17 protein-coding genes are annotated in these 19,553 nt (G+C 69.5%); 7 read left to right on the plus strand and 10 right to left on the minus strand.

Translation table 11 applies throughout. The annotated features are described in order from the left end of the window. The first annotated feature begins 45 nt into the window (after window positions 1-45). A complete protein-coding gene (locus ACTXG6_RS19755) occupies window positions 46-1,131 on the plus strand; it encodes a class I SAM-dependent methyltransferase (RefSeq protein ID WP_445189265.1) in 1,086 nt (361 codons plus the stop codon). Window positions 1,132-1,171: 40 nt separating this feature from the next. Here the strand turns inward: ACTXG6_RS19755 and ACTXG6_RS19760 are convergent, their stop codons facing one another. Both ACTXG6_RS19760 and ACTXG6_RS19765 read right to left on the minus strand, forming a co-directional pair. Continuing rightward, window positions 1,172-1,999, minus strand: a complete 828-nt coding sequence (locus ACTXG6_RS19760; RefSeq protein WP_445189266.1) for a class I SAM-dependent methyltransferase — start codon at window positions 1,997-1,999, stop codon at window positions 1,172-1,174. Window positions 2,000-2,080: 81 nt separating this feature from the next. Then, on the minus strand, window positions 2,081-5,131 hold the full coding sequence (locus ACTXG6_RS19765) for an ATP-binding protein (RefSeq protein WP_445189267.1): 3,051 nt from the start codon (window positions 5,129-5,131) through the stop codon (window positions 2,081-2,083). A 714-nt stretch (window positions 5,132-5,845) separates the two neighbouring features. Between ACTXG6_RS19765 and ACTXG6_RS19770 the strand changes: the two genes are divergently transcribed. Beyond that, the gene (locus tag ACTXG6_RS19770; protein ID WP_445189268.1) at window positions 5,846-6,028 is read left to right on the plus strand and encodes a hypothetical protein; all 183 of its coding nucleotides are present in this window, start codon (window positions 5,846-5,848) and stop codon (window positions 6,026-6,028) included. Window positions 6,029-6,100: 72 nt separating this feature from the next. Here ACTXG6_RS19770 and ACTXG6_RS19775 read toward each other — a convergent pair whose 3' ends face one another. Next, window positions 6,101-6,349 carry a response regulator transcription factor gene (locus ACTXG6_RS19775; RefSeq protein ID WP_445189269.1) on the minus strand — a complete coding sequence of 83 codons (249 nt, stop codon included), beginning with the start codon at window positions 6,347-6,349 and terminating at the stop codon, window positions 6,101-6,103. Between the two features lie 656 nt (window positions 6,350-7,005). Between ACTXG6_RS19775 and ACTXG6_RS19780 the strand changes: the two genes are divergently transcribed. The 4 genes from ACTXG6_RS19780 to ACTXG6_RS19795 all read left to right on the plus strand — a co-directional run bounded on the left by ACTXG6_RS19780 (window position 7,006) and on the right by ACTXG6_RS19795 (window position 10,769). After that, the gene (locus ACTXG6_RS19780; RefSeq protein WP_445189270.1) at window positions 7,006-8,646 is read left to right on the plus strand and encodes an FAD-dependent monooxygenase; all 1,641 of its coding nucleotides are present in this window, start codon (window positions 7,006-7,008) and stop codon (window positions 8,644-8,646) included. A 96-nt stretch (window positions 8,647-8,742) separates the two neighbouring features. Then, window positions 8,743-8,928, plus strand: a complete 186-nt coding sequence (locus ACTXG6_RS19785; RefSeq protein ID WP_445189271.1) for a hypothetical protein — start codon at window positions 8,743-8,745, stop codon at window positions 8,926-8,928. A 261-nt stretch (window positions 8,929-9,189) separates the two neighbouring features. Next, on the plus strand, window positions 9,190-9,660 hold the full coding sequence (locus ACTXG6_RS19790) for a CPBP family intramembrane glutamic endopeptidase (protein ID WP_445190055.1): 471 nt from the start codon (window positions 9,190-9,192) through the stop codon (window positions 9,658-9,660). Window positions 9,661-10,475: 815 nt separating this feature from the next. Next, window positions 10,476-10,769: a hypothetical protein gene (locus ACTXG6_RS19795; protein WP_445189272.1), complete on the plus strand. Its 294-nt coding sequence runs from the start codon at window positions 10,476-10,478 to the stop codon at window positions 10,767-10,769. On the opposite strand, the gene ACTXG6_RS19800 is transcribed toward ACTXG6_RS19795, so the two are convergent. From ACTXG6_RS19800 to ACTXG6_RS19825, 6 genes are all read right to left on the minus strand, one after another. Next, window positions 10,744-12,333, minus strand: a complete 1,590-nt coding sequence (locus tag ACTXG6_RS19800; RefSeq protein ID WP_445189273.1) for a Na+/H+ antiporter — start codon at window positions 12,331-12,333, stop codon at window positions 10,744-10,746. The genes ACTXG6_RS19795 and ACTXG6_RS19800 overlap by 26 nt on opposite strands. Further along, the gene (locus ACTXG6_RS19805; protein ID WP_445189274.1) at window positions 12,334-13,107 is read right to left on the minus strand and encodes an SDR family NAD(P)-dependent oxidoreductase; all 774 of its coding nucleotides are present in this window, start codon (window positions 13,105-13,107) and stop codon (window positions 12,334-12,336) included. Then, window positions 13,104-13,853, minus strand: coding sequence for an alpha/beta fold hydrolase (locus ACTXG6_RS19810; RefSeq protein WP_445189275.1), 750 nt, complete (start codon window positions 13,851-13,853; stop codon window positions 13,104-13,106). Before ACTXG6_RS19810 ends, ACTXG6_RS19805 begins: the two co-directional genes overlap by 4 nt. 97 nt (window positions 13,854-13,950) lie before the next feature. Then, window positions 13,951-15,282 (minus strand): MFS transporter, encoded by a 1,332-nt coding sequence (locus ACTXG6_RS19815; protein ID WP_445189276.1) that lies wholly within the window; start codon window positions 15,280-15,282, stop codon window positions 13,951-13,953. A gap of 44 nt (window positions 15,283-15,326) precedes the next feature. Further along, window positions 15,327-16,091, minus strand: a complete 765-nt coding sequence (locus ACTXG6_RS19820) for an SDR family NAD(P)-dependent oxidoreductase (RefSeq protein WP_445189277.1) — start codon at window positions 16,089-16,091, stop codon at window positions 15,327-15,329. A gap of 74 nt (window positions 16,092-16,165) precedes the next feature. Then, window positions 16,166-16,645 (minus strand): nuclear transport factor 2 family protein, encoded by a 480-nt coding sequence (locus ACTXG6_RS19825; RefSeq protein WP_445189278.1) that lies wholly within the window; start codon window positions 16,643-16,645, stop codon window positions 16,166-16,168. A 230-nt stretch (window positions 16,646-16,875) separates the two neighbouring features. Here ACTXG6_RS19825 and ACTXG6_RS19830 point away from each other — a divergent pair, with 230 nt between their 5' ends. Then, window positions 16,876-18,105 (plus strand): IS110 family transposase, encoded by a 1,230-nt coding sequence (locus tag ACTXG6_RS19830; protein ID WP_445185136.1) that lies wholly within the window; start codon window positions 16,876-16,878, stop codon window positions 18,103-18,105. Between the two features lie 292 nt (window positions 18,106-18,397). Here ACTXG6_RS19830 and ACTXG6_RS19835 read toward each other — a convergent pair whose 3' ends face one another. After that, complete coding sequence (locus ACTXG6_RS19835; RefSeq protein WP_445189279.1) at window positions 18,398-19,513, minus strand: NDMA-dependent alcohol dehydrogenase; 1,116 nt, start codon at window positions 19,511-19,513, stop codon at window positions 18,398-18,400. Window positions 19,514-19,553: the final 40 nt, after the last annotated feature.

Below are 19,553 nucleotides of genomic sequence, written 5' to 3' on the forward strand. Positions count from 1 at the left end.
GACGGCCGGATCGGACCCGGCCGCGGACCTGACCGGAGGTGCACGATGACCGCTGCCGCTGAGGTGGGGGAGCGCACGCCCGATGCCGTGATCGGCCAGCTTGTCGACGACCTGGCGGGCTCGCTGGGAGTGCTGCTCATTGCGCTGGGGACCCGCACCGGGTTGTGGACCGCGCTGGTCGGGGCCGGGCCGCTGGGCCCGGCTGAGCTCGCCGCCCGGACCGGGGTGGCCGAGCCTTTGGTCCGGGAGTGGTGCCGGGCCCAGGCCGCGGGCGGCTACTTGACCTACCGGCCCGACGAGGAGACGTTCGCCCTGCCTGAGGCGGTGGCGCAGGCGTTCGTGCACGGTCCGGGCCTGGGAATGGTGGACGCCGCCACCGACATGTTCCGCTCGCTCGGCGCGGGCTTCGACGAGTTCGCCGCGGCATTCGGCGCGGGCGAGGGGTTCGGCTGGCACCGCCACGACACGTTGTTTTGGCGGGGCAGCGACGCATTGACGCAGGTCGCGCTGCCGGCCGAGCTGATTGGTGCGGTGCTCGACCAGCTCGGTTCGGTGACCGCCGCGTTGGCCGCCGGCGGCGCCGTGCTTGACGTCGGTTCGGGCTACGGGACACCGACGCTGGCGGTGGCGCGGCACTTCCCGGCGTCGCGGGTGCTGGGCGTGGACTACCACGACGCGTCCGTGGCCCACGCGCGGCAGGCCGCCGAGGCGGCCGGGGTCGCCGACCGGGTGCGGTTCGAGGTCGCCTCGGCGACCGACATACCCGGCGGCGGCTACGAACTGATCACCTTCTTCGACACGCTCCACGACCTGGGTGACCCCGTCGGCGCGCTGCGCCAGGCCCACGCCGCGCTGGCCCCGGATGGTGCGGTGGTGCTGGTCGAACCGCTCGCGGGCGACCACGTCGAAGACAACCTGAACCCGACGGGCCGGATGTTCTACGCGGTGTCCACGTTGATCTGCACCCCGAACGCGGTCTCCCAGACGGCGGGAGCCCACGGCGATGCGCCGTTGGGGACCCAAGCCGGGGAGGCCCTGCTGCGCGATACGGCGGCGGCAGCGGGCTTCACCCGCGTCCGACGGGTGCCGGTCGAGGCACCGCTGAACCTGGTGCTGGAGCTGCGGCCCTGACCGGTCGATAGTCGTTGCGCGGTAAATGTCGATCAAGTAGTTACGGGGACGTGTTTCCGTGCGGAGGTGGCTGCGGCGCGGTGAGCACGACGTGCGCCGTCATGGGGGCGGCGACCGGTCCCGAACCGAGGCGGGTTGTCATCTCCGCGGCGACCAGCTCGGTGACGGTGCCGAGATCGGCGCGTTGCTCGATCTCGGCGCGCAGCGGTGTTCCTGTGCAGAAGCCCGTCGCGACGTCCGCCGCCGATGCCGCGCGCCCTTCGAGCGTGATCGTCTCGATGACGGAGGGGCTCATGCCCGCGGCGGTCAAATCGGCTTCGATGGTCCGCGGGTCGGTGTAGCCGTGCGGCACGCGCACCAGGAACGTGGGCGGATTCCCGGGGAACGCTCGTTCGAGCCCGGCCATGAGTGCCCGGCCGAAGCCGTGGGTTTCGATGGTGTCCCAGGTATTGAACAGGAGGTGACCGCCTGGGCCGAGGACCCTGCGCATCTCAGCGAACGCTGCCCGTTTGTCGGGGAAGAACATCACTCCGAACTGGCAGATGACCAGGTCAAACCGGCCGGAGTCGTAGGGCAGGTGCTGCGCGTCGGCCTGTTGCCAGCTCGCCTGCGGGACCCGTAGCGAGCCGAATTCGACCATCGCGGTATTGAGGTCCGTGGCCGTCACCGCGGCCGCGGAGATCTCGGCGATCAGCTCCCGGGTCAGTATCCCGCTGCCCGCGGCGAGCTCCAGGACCCGGACCGGTGCGAGCCGGGCGGCTCGACGGGCCAGGTCGACCGCGAACGGGTGGAACACCGCCGGCCCGAGGCATCGGTCATAGGCGTTCGGCATTGAGTCGGCCCAGACACTCGTGGTGTCGATGTCCATGCGGACAACCTACGGGCCGGAGCGACCGAAAGGCGTGCGGCGAGGCTCCCGGTAAGAAGTCCACGTGCAGGTCCCGCCGCATCAGAGTCGCCAGTGTCTGGGGTGGTCGGGGTTGTAGGAACAGTGGGTCCCGGTGTGCATGGTCGTCTTGAAATGTCCGGCGAGTGCGGGGTGCACTCGGTCGATGCGGCGCAGGGCATCGCGGATGCGCGCGGAGACGGTCTTGCGGGCTCGCTCGGTGTCGTCGCCGAGTCTGCGTGCTCGTCCGCCCAACCCGCTGGCGACTCGCAGCTGTGTGAGCAGCGCGGTCCGCTCCGCTCGGGCACGCCGGGCCCGGTGCTCGTCGCGCCAGCGTTCGGCCTCGTCGATCTCGGTATCCAGCTCGCCGAGCCGGCTGCGGAACTCGGCAACCGCGCGGCGGTCGAGGACAGGGTCGGCGCCGGCGGGTGGATCCTCGCGGCCCAACAGCGTGAACACGTGGACCGGACGATCCGGTGAAGCCAGCAGCGTCGCGAGGTCGCGTAGGCCTTTCGCGTCAGGTAACCAGACCTCGCGCGCACCGAAGCGCAGCCTCCACATGCCGTCCTCGAGCTGGAAGGTGTCACCGTCACCGGCCGCCGCCGACTCTGGTCGGAGTCGGGCCAGCTCGGCGCTGCTGAGCTGGGCCCAGGCGCAGGCACCGAGCCGCTCGTAGTGCGCGATTGCGTCGGTGAAATGTTTGCTCGCGACCTCCGCTCGACCCAGCGCGGTCGCCAGCACGCCGAGGTAGTGATCCACCACGCCGTGGTAGCTGGCGCATCCACCGACCACGGCGTGCCGGCCTGTGTGCGGCACGAAGGTGTCGTAGCACCAGGCGCGTTGCGCGTCTGTGCCGACGGCCGCGAACACCGTGGCCGTGACGGAGACCATCTCGAGGTCGTGCTTGGCCGGGACGGACTGTACGGAGAATCCGTGCATCGTCTCCCGGGCTGTGTCGAGGTTCCCGGACAGCACGAGCGTCCAGGCTTTGAGTAGAGGGAAGATCGGCCACAATGGGTCGGCGGCGGGCATGAGTTCGGTGATCGCCACGGACGTGCCGCCGATGGCGGTCAGCGAGCCGCGCAGCGTCCCGTAGCAGCCGTGCGCGTCGGGTAGTCCGATTGCCATCCCGAGCTCGAGCGCTTCATCGGCCAGCGCCTCGGCTTCGGCCACGCGTCCGGCCACCGCCGCGAGCGTCGCTCGCCTGCTCAGCGCACCCCATCTGCCTCTGGCGTGGCCCAGCCGGTCGGCGAGCCGGGTGTAATGGGCCAGCTCGGCCGGCCCTTCGGGGTCGCCATCCTCGATCAGGGCCGCGGCACGCAGCAGCACCGCCTCCGCGGCCAGGTCCTGGTCGCCGGCTCTCTGGGCGGCATCCGCCATCTCGAGCAGCACCGGCAGCCGTTGCCCGGCGGTGCCCGGTGCCCAGATGACATCGTGCTGAGCCAGCAGGGCGTGCGCCAGCGCGGCGGGCTCCCCGGACGCGCGGGCCAGCCTGACGGCGTCTTGCGCGGCCCCGGCCGCCGTCGGGTCGAGGCAGCCGGGGGCGGCATGTCGCAGCGTCCGGGCCAGCGCCGCCAGTACCCGGGAGTGGGTGGCGCGGGCGTCCGAGCTGTCCTCAGCGGCCAGTAAGGCGCGGGCCTCCTCCAGTATTCCGATGCAGGCGGGGTCGACGGTGCCCGATCGAGCGCCCAGGGCCGCGATACCCAACGCCGCCTCGGCCAACGCGGCCGGGTCTGGTAGCCGACGGGCTAATGGTGCCGCGCGGAGGTAGGCATCGCGGGCGGCGTGTGGGTTGCCCGCACGGTTCCACGCGCCAGCAAGCGAGGTCAGCAGCTCGACCCGTCGGGGGGTGTCGCTTTCGACGTCGCGCAGCAGGTTCAACGCGGTGGTGTAGTGGTGTGCCGCGTTCTCGTGCCCGAGTCGGCCCGTCGCCTCCTGGGCGGCCAGCACCGAGTAGTGCAGCGCCTGTTCGGTGGCGGCCGGCCCGGCCGCCACGAAATGCGCCGCGACACGGGCGGCGCCGCCGACCGCGGCGGGGTCGGCCCCGTGCGCCGACAGCGTATGCAGTGCGTGGCCCACACCGGCGTGCAGCTGCCGCTGTCTGCCGGCAGGGGTCCGGGCGAGGACGGTTTCCCGATAGAGGTCGTGCGCGAAGCGGAATCTGCTGGCTTCGGTGACCAGCACCCGGGCGCGCCTGGCCTCCTCGAGCAGGTCCCCGATGTCCGGCTCGATGTTCGGTACGGCCTGGGCCAGCAACTCGGGTACCACCTCGACGCCGGCGATCGCGGCCACCTCGAGCAACTCCAGACACGGTCGGGACAACCGCTCAACCCGCACGCGCAGCGTCTCGTGGATCGAGTCGGGGACGATCTCCGCGTCCGCCGACCAGCTACCGTGGGCGATCATCAGCCTGGTCAACTCGCGCACGAAGAACGGGTTGCCCCCACACCGTCGTCGGATTGCGTCGGCCAGCTCGGCGCTGGGCACCGGGCCGGCCACCGCCGCCATCAGCGCGGAGACCCCGTCCACGTCGAGGCCTGCGAGCGGCAGCACCGGACCGGCAGCGGCAAGCTCACGAAGCAGCGCACCCGCCTCGCCGTCCCGGTAGGCGCCCAAGAACAGCACGCGCTGGGCGGCCATGGTTCGGCCGAGGAACTCCAGCAGACGCAGGGACTGGTCGTCGGCCCAGTGCAGGTCGTCGAGCACGACCAGTACCGGTGTGGTTGTGGCCAGCCCAGCCAGCGCCCGGCCGACGGCATCGAAGAGCCGGAAGCGGGCCTCCGGAGCTTCGGTCGCGTCGCTGGGGGTCGTCGTCTCAAGCAGCCGGGTGGCGTCGCCGAGCCCGTCAAGTGGGAGCCCCCGCATTACCTGGGTCCACAACCAGTACGGTGGCGCGCCTGGGCCCTGCCAACCGATCCCGCGCAGGACGCGAGTCCCGGCCGCCGCCGCGAGTCGGGACTGCGCGGCAAGCACCGCAGACTTGCCGATGCCCGGCTCTCCCGTCACCAGCAGCACCCCACCGGTGCCGACCGACGCCTCGGCGAGGGCGGCTCCGGTGGTTGCCAGAGCTGCATCGCGGCCAACGAGCCGCTGACCAGTGTGAATTGTGCTCATCAGGTGCTCATCATTGACCGATCAGGGCCGCGGCTCCAACACCAGATCAGCGGTGCATCCACCGGGACACGGTGGACGCCAGTGAATCCCGCTTCGGCGGCGACCTGCCGCAGCAGGGCCTCGCCGGCGCGACGCCGTCAAGCAACTGCTGACAGAGCCCGGCCCACCGATAAGCGTCGTGATTGCTGCATTCGTGAAGCGCAGCTCTTCCGGGATGTCCTGGACATGATCATAGCGTCGCTTGATCGGCGCCCACGAGCGTTGACGCTCATCTACGTCCATCCGAAAATGGGGGACGCAATTGTTTCGAGCGGACGATTCCGCGAGGTCCGGTCGTTGACTCCAATTTGCGGCCCCACAACTCTCGATCGCTGCATCAAGATCTACATCAGCTGGACCTAATAGAGCCCAGCGGCACTGGGTGGGCGGTGACGCCGAGAATGTGGATGCCGCGGGTGTGGACGAGCGAAGTAAGGGTAGCATCACCACGTTGTGTTCCTACGTTGGAGTGTCTGCGACGACCTCGGGGTACTGCCCAGCCGCCAGGAGTGCATTTAGGTCGGTCGTTCGTCGAAGGGCCGCTGTATGACTAGCCGAAGCGATGGGTTGAAAGCCCGTCTGGAGCAGCTCAACCGTCGACGGGAGAAGGCCCTCGAACGTGAGGACCGACAGGCCCTGGGGCGGCCCAGGCGGGGCGAGCCAGTACGTCGCGCGGTGATGCTGTCGCGCCTGCATTTCGGGCTGAGCGAGTGGTGCCACACCACGGCTGACGAGCTGGGGCTATCGCGTGTCACCGGTCAGGACGTGCTGCGGATGCTGGTCGTCCGGCTGCTCACCGATCCCGCGCTGGCCAGCCAACTGCGCGCCGACCTGGTTGCCCACCGCGCTCGCCGCTGACTGTGCGCGCCGTCCCGTTGTTGGGTGGTCCCCCTTCGCGCCGATTCCGTCAGACGGTTTGCGTGCGCTCGCTCAGCCCGGCTCGGGTGGGGCCAGTAGTCGGCCGGCGAGCTCGCCGCGGCTACGCACGCCAGCCTTGTCGAAGATCGACTTGATGTGGTCGTGGACGGTGTGCTCGGTGAGGTTCAACGCACCGGCGATGGCCCGGTTTGACTGGCCACGCAGGATTCGGGTGGCCACCTCGTTCTCGCGTCGGGTCAGGCCGTACACCGCGAGCTGGACGGCGGCGGTGGTGTGTGGGCGTGCGGGTTCGAGCACCACGGTGAGCCGATCGGTGCCCGAGGGTCCCTGTAGGCGGGAGGCGTGGACGTCGAGCCAGCCGCCGCCGGGTGCGGACAGTGGCGCGCGGCAGGCGCGACGGTGGGGCGTTGCCGCGCTCGATCGCGGAGAGGGTGGCCACGACCGCTTGTACGGCGATGGGCAGTGTGCCGCCGGGGCCGGGGCCGGGGCCGGGGCCGGGGCCGGGGCCGGGGTCGAGCAGCGATAGCAGGTGCTCGGCCTCCGGCGTGCTGGCCACCGGTGTGACGTCGTCGGTGACCAGCAGTACGCCGGGCTGGCGGTTCTCATCGCGGGCGGGACCTGGGGAGCCGAGCTTGCCCAGGCGGAGGGCGTGCGCGATGTGCGGGCTGAGGCGGGCGAGTACCGGGCCTCCCTCTGGGAGAAGCCGGACCTGTTTCCTGAGTTATCCCGTGTACGCGCCTCTCTGTGTTCCGGGCGACGTTCGGCGTTGCCGGAACACCATCGGGGTGCGATGGCCCCTTGTTGCTCTCGTCCCGAGCCATGGGTTGACGATCACCGTTTAGGGGTGATTCGCCACCCGCCCGGCGGTTCCGGCCCGGCGGGCTCGGCGAGATCGTGAGCGGCCGGCGCCCGCCACTCATCTAGTGACCCCAAGAGGGGCCGAGGTGGAGGCTTTGATGTCCAACACCAGTGTGTTGATCGTCGGCGCGGGTCCTGTGGGGCTCACAGCGGCCGTTGAGCTGCGTCGGCGCGGTGTGGAGTGCCGCGTGGTGGACCGGCTGACTGCCCCGATCCGCTACGCCAAGGCGGTGGGCGTGCAGCCACGCACCCTGGAGCTGTGGGAGTCGGCGGGAGTGTTGTGGCGTGCCCTCGACGCCGGCACGCCGATGCGCGGGCAGGTCGTCTACGTGGACGGCGAGCAGGCGGCACGCATAGACCTGGCGCTGCCGCCGGAGGTGCCGTACAGCTTCCTGGCGCTGCCGCAGTACGAGACGGAGCGCGTGCTGGCCGAACGTCTCGGTGAGCTCGGCGGCCGGATAGAGCGGGGCGCCGAGCTGGTTGGCTTCGAGCAGGACGCCGACGGCGTCACCGCGTTGCTGCGGGGGCCGGACGGGGAATCGGTAGTGCGTGCCGACTACCTCGTCGGCTGCGATGGGGCGCACAGCGTGGTGCGCAAGGGTCTCGGGGCGGCGTTCGCCGGGGATGCGTTCCCCGAGCAGTACATGCTCGGTGACGTCGAGGTCGACTGGCACCAGCCACCGGGCTACGGCGTCCGCTGCACCCGGCGCGTGGACGGCGGCCCGGACGACATCCTCGTGGCGGTCCCGCTGCCCGGCCGGCGCCGCTACCGGGTGTCCATGCTGGTGCCCGACGATCTTGCCACCGCGCACCCGCGCGGCACGGTGGAGCACGGCTTCGAGGCCGGCCCGAAGCCTGAGCTGCACCACCTGCAGGCCGTCCTCGACCGGCTCGCCCCCGAGCCCACCCGCGCCTCGAACCTGCGCTGGTCGTCGATCTTCAGGATCAGCCACCGGATCGTCGACACCTACGGCCGCGACCGAGTGTTCCTGGCCGGGGATGCCGCGCACATCCACCCACCGACCGGCGCCCAGGGCATGAACACCGGCATTCAGGATGCGGTGGCGCTGGGCTGGCGGCTCGCCCTCGCGGTGCGGGACATGGCGGCTCCGGGGCTGCTGGACAGCTATGACGCCGAGCGGCGGCCGATCGGGGAGGAGGTGGTGAGCCGGACCGTGCGACACGCTCGGGCCGGTTTCGAGGCCGACGACCCGGAGACGATGCGGATGCGCGAGGCCCAGCTGCTGATCGCCTACCCGGACAGCACGTTGAACGGCGAGGGTGCCAGCGTCGAGGCGCTCAAGGGCGGCCCGCGCCCCGGCGAGCGCGCTCCGGACTGCCGGGAGCTGTGCCGGTCGGCCGTCGCGTTCCCACTGCGGCTGCACGAGCTGTTCAGCGGCCTGCGGCCGGCGCTGCTGCTCTACATCGACGACAGCGACCAGATCTCGGAGCTGGCCCTTGCCGCGGCGGCGGCCCGGGAGGCGGCCCGTGACCAGCTCGACGTGGTGCTCGTGCTCGCGGCCACCGCCGCCGTCCCCGACGAGGTCGCGGACGCGCCCCTGGACGGCGTGCCCGCCGCGGTCGTGTGGGACGCGGCGGGTGAGTTCCAGGCCGCGTACGGCGCGGTGGGCGGATGCTGCCACCTGGTGCGGCCCGACCAGTACGTCTCATTCCGGGCCGGGCGGGCCCGCGCGGACGAGTTGGCCTCCCACCTCGCTCTGCTCATCACGCCTCGCTGACCGCGGAGGAGCTGGCATCTGCACGATCCCGGCTTGGCCGGGAAATTCCCAAACACGCGTCTGATCAACCACGGTGACGATAGAAGGAGTCTCGCCATGATGACCTCCGACGCCGATCCACAGGCGCGTACTTCCCACACGGGCCTTCTCGCCTGTCACCCGCTGGTCTTCTTCTTCGTCATCGCATATGCCGGCGCATGGCTCGTGGAATTGCCAGTCGTGCTCTCCCAAACTGGCACGGCCTCCTGCCATTTACCATCCCTCGGCCTGTGCTGGCGCTGACGATCGCCGGGGCTACTTTCGCAGGCCCTACTTTATCGGCGTTCATCATGACAGGGGTACCCAAGGCAAGCCAGGCATACACCGCTTGCTGCGTCGGTACGTACTGTGGCGGGTAAATTTTCGGTGGTACCTGTTTATTCTCCTGGTCATCCCCGCTGTTGAGGTGCTCGGCGCGATCGTCCTGCCGGGGGTTCTGGGATCGTATCAATCACTCACGCTCTCGCTGGTTCTGTCCTATCCCCTTGCCTTGTCTCTACGCTCATCCTCGGAGGGCCGCTGGGTGAAGAGCCTGGCTGGCGCGGGTTTGCACTACCGCGCTTGCAGGAATTGCACGGTCCCTTGGTCGGAAGCCTCATCTTGGGAGTGCTGTGGGCCTTGTGGCATTTTCCGCTGTTTTGGAGCGGGGTCTGGACGCCGCCCACCATTGCCTACATGGTCATGTTCATTGTCATGACCACCGCGCTGACCGTCATCATGGTGTGGGTCTTCAACAATGCGAAGGGCAGCCTGCTCGTCACCATGTTGATGCACGCGTCTTTTAATACGTTCGCCAACAGGATAGTGTCGCCACTTTTTTCCGCTCCCATTCTGAACGAGTACGGACTTCTGCCGGTACTGGTGGGCTTTAGCGCGGTGGCGTTGCTCCTTGTCGTCCTGACCCGAGGCCGCCTGGGCTACCAGCACTACCGGCAAGAAATGCCCGATCCGGCCGCGGCCGCAACGACAAGATGAGCCTCGAACTCCAGGCCTATCGGCGCGAGAGCCCTACCGTCGGCGAGATCGAGGAGATCGCGCGCTGTGTTGCCCGGGAGGAGATCGCCGGGGTTGCCGGCGGGCCGCGGGGCTCAGTTCGGGGCTCAGTTCCGTACGGTTCAGCGAGTTCCAGCGGCGTCACGGATGTCGCTGACCAGCAAAGGAGGGACAACGGACGCTGTGTAAACGGTTGAGCGGAGATCTGAAAAGCCGTAGGTCGGCGCGCGCCGGTTGGCCGAGGCGAATCCGCCGCGTATCTATGCGATCTCGCCATGGCGGTGCGAGGTTCGGCATGGGTTTGGTCCGTTGGGCAGCTGGAGCATCTCTGTGCAGGGGCTGCTGGCAGAGCTGATTCTGATCGCCGTGATAGCGTCGTCGTCGAGTTTGTCTAATGTGGATGGTCGGCAGTGTGCTAACAGTGTGACAACGGCAGGACTGGGATATCCCACCAGCTTGCGACACGACGTGACACGACATCGGTAGTCGGACCAGCCAAAATAACATTCCGTAGTGTCGAGCGGCAGAACTCGACAGGATCCCGAGAGGACTCATAATCCGTCAGGTCGTGGGTTCGAGCCCCACCCGCCTCACTCGTTTTGCCTGGTAGACGCGCTGTGGAGCGATCACTGGTGATCGACTGAAGATCGAATCCCCCTGTAATCCTCCTCATTGGCGGGATCAGGGTGACGGACGCCGCTCAGCCATTTGGTTGGCGTTGTAGCCGAAGTTGATCATCGTCGCTTAGCGTCGGGGTGCGTGATCATTTTGCTTCGCAGTAGCTCGGACCTGCCGTGGTGAACGTCTGGACGGTACACGCCACCCTGGCGGAGGAGGTTCGCCCGACGCAGGCGATCTACCGCGACGAGAAGGCGGCCTGCAACGACGCGGCGGCGTTGTCCCGAGATGATGGCGTGCTCGCGGCGAGCGTTGTCCGCTTCACCCTTGACGAACTCGGCACCCGTGCCAACGTCGCCATCTTCGTGGCCGGCGAGCGGCACTGCTGCGTCGCCACGACGGCCCGCCGCCCGGTGCGCGACCGCGCCGAGCGGTGGGACTCGTTCCTCATTCGGGAGCGGATCCGCCGGTGATCCGGAGCTCGTCGGCGTCGAGCTCGGCTTGGACACGGAGGACGACCTGGACGTCGACGACGCTGTTGGCCTGCATGCGCAACAGTTCGCCGCGCCTGATGGCGAGCAGTGCCAACTGCAGGTTCTTTTCCTCGTCGCCCCGGTCGGTGAGGTCTTCTTCGTGCACAGCGTCCTCAATGTGGTGTAGGTGCTGCTCGTATTCGGCGCGAAGCCGGTCGACGACCGATCCGGGCAGGTCACACTCGGCCGCAAGCCGGGGAAGGGCATCGAGCGCGGATTCCACGATGCGGCGCTCGGCGCAGAGAATCTCGTCCTCGACCCGGTTGTCGTGCGCGTACCGACCATGTCGGAGGACTGCCGGTAGCGTCAGCCCCTGCCCGATCAAGGTGACCAGGATGACGCCGAAGGTGATCACAATGAGGAGGTCGCGCTCGGGGAACCCCGCACCGTTTGTTGTGGTGAGTGGTATTGCGAGCGCAGCGGCGAGGGACACCGCACCGCGGAACCCTGACCAGGCGAGGGGAAGTCGCTGACGAGCAGGGATGCGCCGCGACCGCTGGGCGGGACGTCTGTCGATGAAGCGGACCAGGTAGGGCACCGTGTTCATCCATACCAGGCGGGTACCGATCACTACCGCGGCGATGAGCAGAGCCGCGAGCGCCGCGAGCCCCAGCGACCAGGAGGTCAACGCCTGCACGGCCGACCGGAGCTGGAGTCCAACCAGAACGAACAGGGCACCGTTGAGCAGGAAGGTGGCAACCTGCCAGAAGGCATGGGCTTGGACGCGGGTGCGAGCACGGATCGTCCGGGGGCCCAGCCGGCTCAGGACCAGCCCGCACACCACGACCGCCAGCACACCTGAAGCGTGGATCTCCTCAGCAAGCAGGAAAGCCGCAAACGGCGTAAGCACGCTGACCCCGTTCTCGATCAACGGGTCATGGGCGACGCGACGCGCGCGAATCGCTAGCCAGGCGAGCACGACCCCGATGGCCACGCCACCGCCGTAGGACAGCGCCACATCGCCGAGAACACCGAGCGGGTCGAACTGCTCCTGCCCGGTCGCGACCGACACGGCAACGGCGAAGATGACCAGTGCCGTACCGTCGTTGACCAGGCTCTCGGCGCGCAGCATGGTCAGCTGGCGGTGTGGGAGCCCGCGGGCGACCGCAGCCACGACGGTCGCATCGGTGGGCGCGACCACGGCGCCGAGGACAAACGCGACTGGCCAGCTCAACCCGATGACCAGATGGGCGGCGGTGGCGACGGTTGCGGCGGTGGCCACGACGAGGAACACCGCGGAGAGCACGAGCGTGCGAAGGTCGGAGCGGATCGAGCGCACCGAGGTGGTTAGCGCCTCCCAGTAGAGCAGCGCGGGCAGGAACAACAGCACGACCAGCTCCGGCGGGAGCCGGACGGCGGAGGTAGCGGGCAGGAAGCTCAGTGCAACGCCGCCGGCGGTGAGCAGGACCGGCCCGTTCGCCCCCGTCCGGCGAGCGACCAAGCTCAGCCCGACGACCGCGAGGCCAACGAGAACGAAGACAGTCAGTGCCGTGGGGTTATACATCTAGAGGGCCAGGCCGCCGTCGACGATCAGTTCGGCGCCTGTCATGAATGGGCAGTCCGCGGAGGCGAGGAACAACACGGCTCGTGCGATCTCCTCCGCTGTGCCGCGTCGACCCAGCGGGGTGGCCGCAGTAACGGCCGCGATCTGCTCTCCCGGCATGACGTCGATCATGGTGGTGCTAATGAAGCCCGGAGCGACGGAGTTCACCCGCACGCCGTACGGACCCAGCTCGGCGGCGGCGCACTTGGTCATGCCACGGACCGCCCACTTGGTGGTCGAATAGCCGATCTGGTTGGCATAGCCGCGGTGGCCGCCAATCGAGGACAGGTTGACGATGGAGCCGGAACCGGCCCGCTTCATCGGTCCCGCGACCGCCCGCATGCCGAGGAAGACGCCCAGCTGGTTGACGCGGTAGTGGCGGTCGAAGTTCGCCACGCTGGTCTCGCTGATGTCGGGGCCGGGGTCGAGCACGCCGGCGTTGTTGACGAGCAGCGTGATGTCGCCGAGCTCATCGCGTACCCGGGCGACGAGCTGGTCCCACGCTTGCTCGGAGCTGACGTCGTGGCTGAGGTATCGGCAGTCGCCGTCGAGGTCGTCGGCGAGGGCGCGTCCGTGCTTTTCCGAGCCTCCGGCGATCACGACGGCGGCACCGGCGCGGGCGAGGGTGGTGACGACGGCGGCGCCGATGCCACGGCTGCCCCCGGTGACGACAGCGATTTCCCCGGTCATGTCTGTTGCCGGTGTGGTGGTGGACGTGGCTGGGTTCGTGGTCATGAGAGTCCTCCCCAGGGAGTCAGCGAGTCGAGGAAGCCGGTGAGTGCCGAGGTGACCGCCTCGGGTTGTTCCTCGGTGACGAGATGGCCGGAGTCGGCGATGGGTGTGAAGGTCGAATGCGGCAGTCGTTCGTGCATGGTGTGCGCGTGGTCGACGGTGATGCCGTTGTCTCCCTCGCCGTGCAGGATCAGGGCGGGCGCGGCGATCTGGGCGAGGTCGGCGACCCGGTCCGGCTTGTCGATCCACGAGCGGTACTCGCCGTAGAGTGCGCGCGCGGGCCGCCGGCGCAATTTCGACGTCCAGCGCTCGACGAGTTCGGGCTGCTCGGCGAGCGCACGCTTGCCGAAGATGACCGGCCTGAAGGCTTCGATGACGTGCTCGGGGATTGCCCCGCCGGTGTCGAGTGGCTCCAGCAGAGCGCCGAAGGTGCGCCGCTCCTGCTCGGTATAGGCGTCGGCCTGGGTGGCGACCAGGACGAGCCCCGCGACCCGCTCGGGATGGCGCAGCGCCAATTCGATGGCCATGAACCCGCCGACGGACATGCCGAGGAGGACGAACCGATCCACGCCGGCACGGTCGACGACATCGAGGCAGTCGGCACTGAGGTCGTCGAGCGAACGCTCGGTGCCGTAGCGGGAGGTTCCGGCACGGCTGGTGTAGGCGATCGTGCGGTATTGGTCGGCGAGGGCGGCGGTCTGCGGGAGGAACATCGTGCGGTCGAGCAGAGTGCCGTGGCTGAAGACCACGGCCGGTCCGGTGCCCGCGTCGGCGACGTCGTAGTCGGGTAATAGCCCGGGTGTGGGCTCTGGCGTCGGTGCCATCAGTCCTCCTGCTGGGGTCGGTTCAGCTGTTGCCGGTTGCGGAAATCCAGTTGGCCGCGGCGGCGGGGCCGAACACGGCTCGGGTGTCGTTGAGCGGGCGGTCGGCGGTCTCCGGCAGGCCCTTGGCGAGGACGAGCCCGACCGGGAGGGCGATCGCCACCAGGTACAGCGCGGGCGCGACCGGGCTGCCGGTGCCCGCCGCCAGCGCCGTGGCGACCAGCGGGGCGGTGCCGGCGATCGGCCCGACGCCGAGGCTGTATGCCAGGGCGGCGCCGCTGGAGCGGGTGCGGGCCGGGAACAGCTCCACCAGCACGATCGAGGACATCACGTTGAGCCCCGCCTGCGGGACCGCGAACAGGCACATACCGAGCAGGGCAAGACCTGGCGAGCCCGACCCCACCAGCAGCAGGACCGGCACGGCGAGCACGGCGAGCGCCAGCGCGCCGCCGACGTAGATCGGCCGCCGACCCACTCGGTCGGAGAGCCAACCGGCCAGGGGACACAGCCCTACGTAGACCAGCAGCGCCGCCGAACAGACGAGCAGGGCCGTCGTGCGGGGGCCGCCGACCGACATCGCGGTCGCGAAGTAGGTGGCCAGGTAGTAGAAGCCGACCCCCGTGACCGAGGCGCAGGCGAACGCGATGAGCAGGTCGTGCCGCCCGGACCGCACCGCCTCACGCAATGGCCTGCTGGCCACGGCGTGCCGGCGGCGCAGTTCCCGGTAGACCGGGGTCTCGTCGAGCCGCAGCCGCAGGTAGAGCCCGGCGAGCCCGAGCGGGGCAGCGAGCAGGAACGGCAACCGCCAGCCCCAGGACTGCATCTGGCCCGGGTCGAGCAGCGACTCCAGCAGGAGCACGGACCCGGTGCCAGCGACGATCGCGAGGCCGCCGGATGCGGAGATGAGGCTGGCCCGCGCGCCGCGCCTACCCGCGGGGGCGTACTCGGCGAGGAAGGCGGACGCGCCGGTCCACTCGCCGCCGGCCGAGAGGCCCTGCACGCACCGCAGCAGGATCAGCAGCACCGGCGCCCAGAACCCGATCGTCGCATATGACGGGAGCAGCGCGATCAATGTCGTGGCCCCGCTGATCCCGACCACGGCGACGGACAGCGAGATCCGCCGTCCGTGCCGGTCGCCGACCGACCCCAGCAGGGCGCCGCCAAGTGGGCGGAAGATGAAAGCGACCCCGAACACGCCCAGCGAGGCGAGGAGGGAGATGACTGGGTCGGTCGTTGGGAAGAAGACGTGGCCGAGGGTGACGGCGACGGCGCCATAGACGGCGAAGTCGAACCACTCGGTGAAGTTGCCGATCAGAGTGGCTGCGATGACCGCGCGAGGGCTGGGGGAAGAGCTCATCAGGCGCTCCGTGGGCAGGGGTGAGCAGGTGGACGGTAGGGCGGTCACCCCGCGGCGACGCTCATGCCGCCGTCGGCCATGACGATCGAGCCGACGAGGTAGCTCGCCTGGTCCGACGCCAGGAATGCGACGACCTGCGCCATCTCCGACGGCTGGGCGGCGCGGCCGATCGGCGTCGCGCTGCCGTGCTCGGCGAGGAAGCCGGGCCCGTCGTCGTGGATGTCGTCGAGGATGTTGGTCACGGTGTCGCCGACGCCGACCGCGTTGACCCGGATGCCGTGCTCGATCGCCTCGAGCGAGAGGGCTCGGGTGAGCTGGGCCAGCGCGCCCTTCGAGGCCGCGTACGCCGCGATGGTCGGGAACGCCTGGAAGCACGCGTACGAGCCGACGTTGACGATCGCGCCCGACCCCTGGGGGATCATCGCGCGCATCGCCTCGCGCGAGTGCAGGAACGCCCCCGTCGCGTTGACGGCGAGGACCGAGTTCCAGTCGTCGAGGGTCATGTCGACGACGTTCTTGTTGATGATGATGCCGGCGTTGTTGACCAGGATGTCCAGCCCGCCGAAGCGTTCCCGGGCGAGCTCGACGGCCCGCCGTGCGCTGTCCTCGTCGGTGACGTCGGCGGTCAGGGGTGCGATCGCCGGGCCGGCGAGCTCTTCGACGGCTTTGTTCCGGTCCTCGGCGACGACCCGGACGCCGCGCTCGACGAGGAGGTCGACCGTGGCCCGGCCGATCCCGCTGGCGGCGCCGGTGACGATCGCGACCTTGCCGGAGAGGTTGTCGGAGGTGAGGGCAGGTGAGGTGCTCATGACTCGCTTTCCGTGAGAGGGATGTGGTGGCGCGGCCGATGGTCGGCCCGCGGTAGTTGGCCAGCTCCGGTCGATCAGGACGACAGCGGTGCGGTCTCGCTGCCGTGGGCCGGCTTCCAGCCGGCGACCGGGGTGAAGTAGTGCAGGTCGAAGACGCGCTCGACGATGCCCCAGCGCCCGTTCCGCCGCTCGAACCGGTCGCGGTAGATCCCGCCGACCTGGGTCGGGCCGAGCTCGACGTTGGTGACGAAGCAGTCGAGCGCGGTCGTCGCGGTGGCGGAGTCGCCGTCGATGTCGATCACGGCGTTCGACATCCAGTGGTGCATCCGGGGGCTCTGCTCCCAGAGCAGGTGAGCGGCCTTGACGATCCGGTCGATCCCGGCGAAGTCGCCGAACGGTTCGCCGAGGCGCAACTGCGCGTCGTCGTGCCAGATCCCGCGCAGCAGGTCCACGTCGTGCAGGTCGAAAGCGTGGGCGTAGCAGGAGATGAGGCGCTCGATCTCGCGCCGGCTCTCCAGGAGTTCGACCCGGAGGCCGAGGTCTGTGGTGGTCACTGGTCCACCCTCCTTGTGGGCACCGGCAGGGTGCTTGTTGTTGGGATCCGGCGAGAGCCGGGGTGACGGCCTGTGGTGGTCGCCCTTTGAGGGCCGCGATGACACTGCCGCCCCCGGTTCTTGCGGGGCCGTGGACCGGCAACAGAGGGACGCGCCGTAGAGCGCCAGTCAGTGACCGCCCGGTGATCGGCTTCCTCGCCGGGTCGTCGCTGCCGCTGTGAGGAGAGCTGATGTTCCTGCCCGAATGCCCGTTCTATGTCGGTATCGACTGGGCCGCCGAGACCCACGCGGTGTGTGTCCTCGACGCGGCCGACAAGATCACCGCCGAGTTCACTATCGCGCACACCGCCGAGGGCTTCGCCGTGCTGCTGGGCCAGCTGGGTCGGCTGCGCCCCGACCGGATGGAGGTGCCGGTCGCGATCGAGCGCCCCGACGGGCGACTGGTCGATGCCCTGCTCGAGGCCGGGCACCCGGTCGTGCCGGTCAGCCCGAACGCGATCAAGACCTGGCGAGACGGGGAAGTGCTGTCCGGCGCCAAGTCCGACGCCGGCGATGCGGCCGTGATCGCGGAGTACCTGCGGCTGCGCGCGCATCGACTGCGCCCGGTGACCCCTTACCGCGCCGAGACCCTGGCGCTGCGCACTGTGGTCCGCACCCGAGGTGACATCGTCGCGGCCAGGGTCGCGGCGACCAACCAGCTCACCGCGCTGCTGGATGCGCACTGGCCTGGCGCCAAAGCGATCTTCGCCGACGTCGAATCGCCGATAGCGTTGGCGTTCCTGACCCGCTACCCCACCGCCGCCCACGCCGCGCACCTGGGCGAACAGCGCCTGCGCGGGTTTTGCGTCAAACATGGCTACTGTGGGCGCCGCCACCCCGCGCAGCTGTTGGCCCGACTGCGCGCCGCGCCGGCGGGCACTACCGACCCCATCCTCGTCGAGGCCATCGGTGACGCGGTGCTTGCCCTGGTCGGGGTCCTGCGCGCACTCGGTAGCGCTCGTAAGGACCTGGACCGCTCGGTGACCGCCCACCTCGGGGAGCACCCGGACGAGAAGATCTTCACGTCGCTGCCACGGTCGGGTCAGATCAACGCCGCCCAGGTGCTCGCCGAGTGGGGCGACTCCCGGCAAGCCTACGACGGCCCCGAGGCCGTGGCAGCCCTCGCTGGGATGTGCCCGGTGACCACCCAGTCCGGCAAACACCGCGCGGTGCACTTCCGCTGGGCCTGCAACAAACGCTTCCGCACCGCGATCTCGACCTTCGCCGATAACAGCCGCCACAGCAGCCCATGGGCGGCGAAGATCTACGCCGACGCCATAGCCCGCGGTCACGATCACCCGCACGCCGTGCGAGTACTGTCCCGCGCCTGGATCAGGGTCATCTACCGCTGCTGGCTCGACGACGTGCCCTACGACCCCGCCCGACACGGCAACGCCGCCGGTCCACCCCAGGCGGCCTAACCACGAACCCACCGCGACCCGAACACCGCGGTGGCCGCCCCAGCGCGGGCAGGGCACCGCCCTGCCCGCGGCTTCACCCTGCCCAGGCCCGGCAGGGGCCCGCGAGTCCAGGACCGGCGAAGCCGGCCCCGCAGGGGCGCGCAGCGTCCTTGACGCGTGGGGGGCCGGGCCGTACACGCGGCCACCGCAAACCCGACCACGGCCAACCGCAGACGAGTCGGAGGTTGACACAGAGGGTGTCATTCGTCGTCCCTTCTGGGCGTGCGGGATCGGCCCGCGCCGCGGGCTGTGGTTACTTCGAGTAGTCGATGACGCCGCGGATGATCTTGCCGTCGCGCAGGTCCTGATAGCCGTCGTTGATCTGGTCCAGGGTGTAGCTGCTGGTGATCAGCTCGTCGAGCTTGAGCTGCCCGGCGTCGTAGAGGCGCAGCATCCGGACGATGTCGTACTGCGGGTTCGAGGAGCCGAACAGGGTGCCCCTGATGGTCTTCTGGTTGAAGACCATGTCGGAGCCGGACACGTGCACGGTGAGCAGCTCCGGGTTGGCGACGCCGGTGACCACGACCGTGCTGCCCTTGCCGATGACGTTGAAGGCGTCGGTGATGACCTGCTCGGTCATCACGCCGACGACGCAGATCGCCTGGTCGGCGCCTTCGCCCCAGGTGAGCTGGTTGACCGCGGTCGCGGCCTCATCGGCGGTGGCGAAGACGTGGGTGGCGCCGAACTCCTGGGCGGTCTCGCGCTTGAACGACACCGGGTCCACGCAGATCACGTGCTTCGCGCCGGCGTGGGCGGCACCCTGCACGGCGTTCATGCCGACCCCGCCGAGGCCGTAGATGACCGTCGTGTCGCCCGGGCGCACCGCGCCCGCGTTGACGGCGCTGCCCCAGCCGGTGGGCACGCCACACCCGACGAGCACGGCCTTGTCGAGCGGCAGCCAGTCGTCGACCTTCACGCACGACAGCTCGGAGACCGTGGAGTACTCGGCGAAGGCGCCGAGCATGCAGAACGCGCCGATGTCGCCGAGCTCGTCGTCGTGCATCCGGAAGGTGCCGTCGGGCATGGAGCCCTCGAGGATCGTGGCGCCGGAGTTGCAGAGGTTCTGCCGGCCGGTCGAGCAGTAGCGGCACACGCCGCAGGACGGGATGAAGCTGCACACGACGTGGTCGCCGGTCTTCACCCTCGTCACGCCAGGGCCGACGCGTTCGACGATCCCGGCGGCCTCGTGCCCGCCGACGATCGGGAACCGGACGACGTTGTCGCCGTCCATCATGTGCAGGTCGGAGTGGCACAGGCCGGCGGCGGACATCTTGAGCAGGACCTCGTTGGGGCCGGGCTCGTCGAGCTCGACCTCCCGGATCTCGAAGGGCTTGTGGTAGCCGGTCAGGACGGCGGCTCGGGTCTTCATGGTTTCTCCTGGTGGGTGTGATCAGCGGCGGTCGTCGGCG

It is taken from the genome of Pseudonocardia sp. Cha107L01, assembly GCF_052566575.1.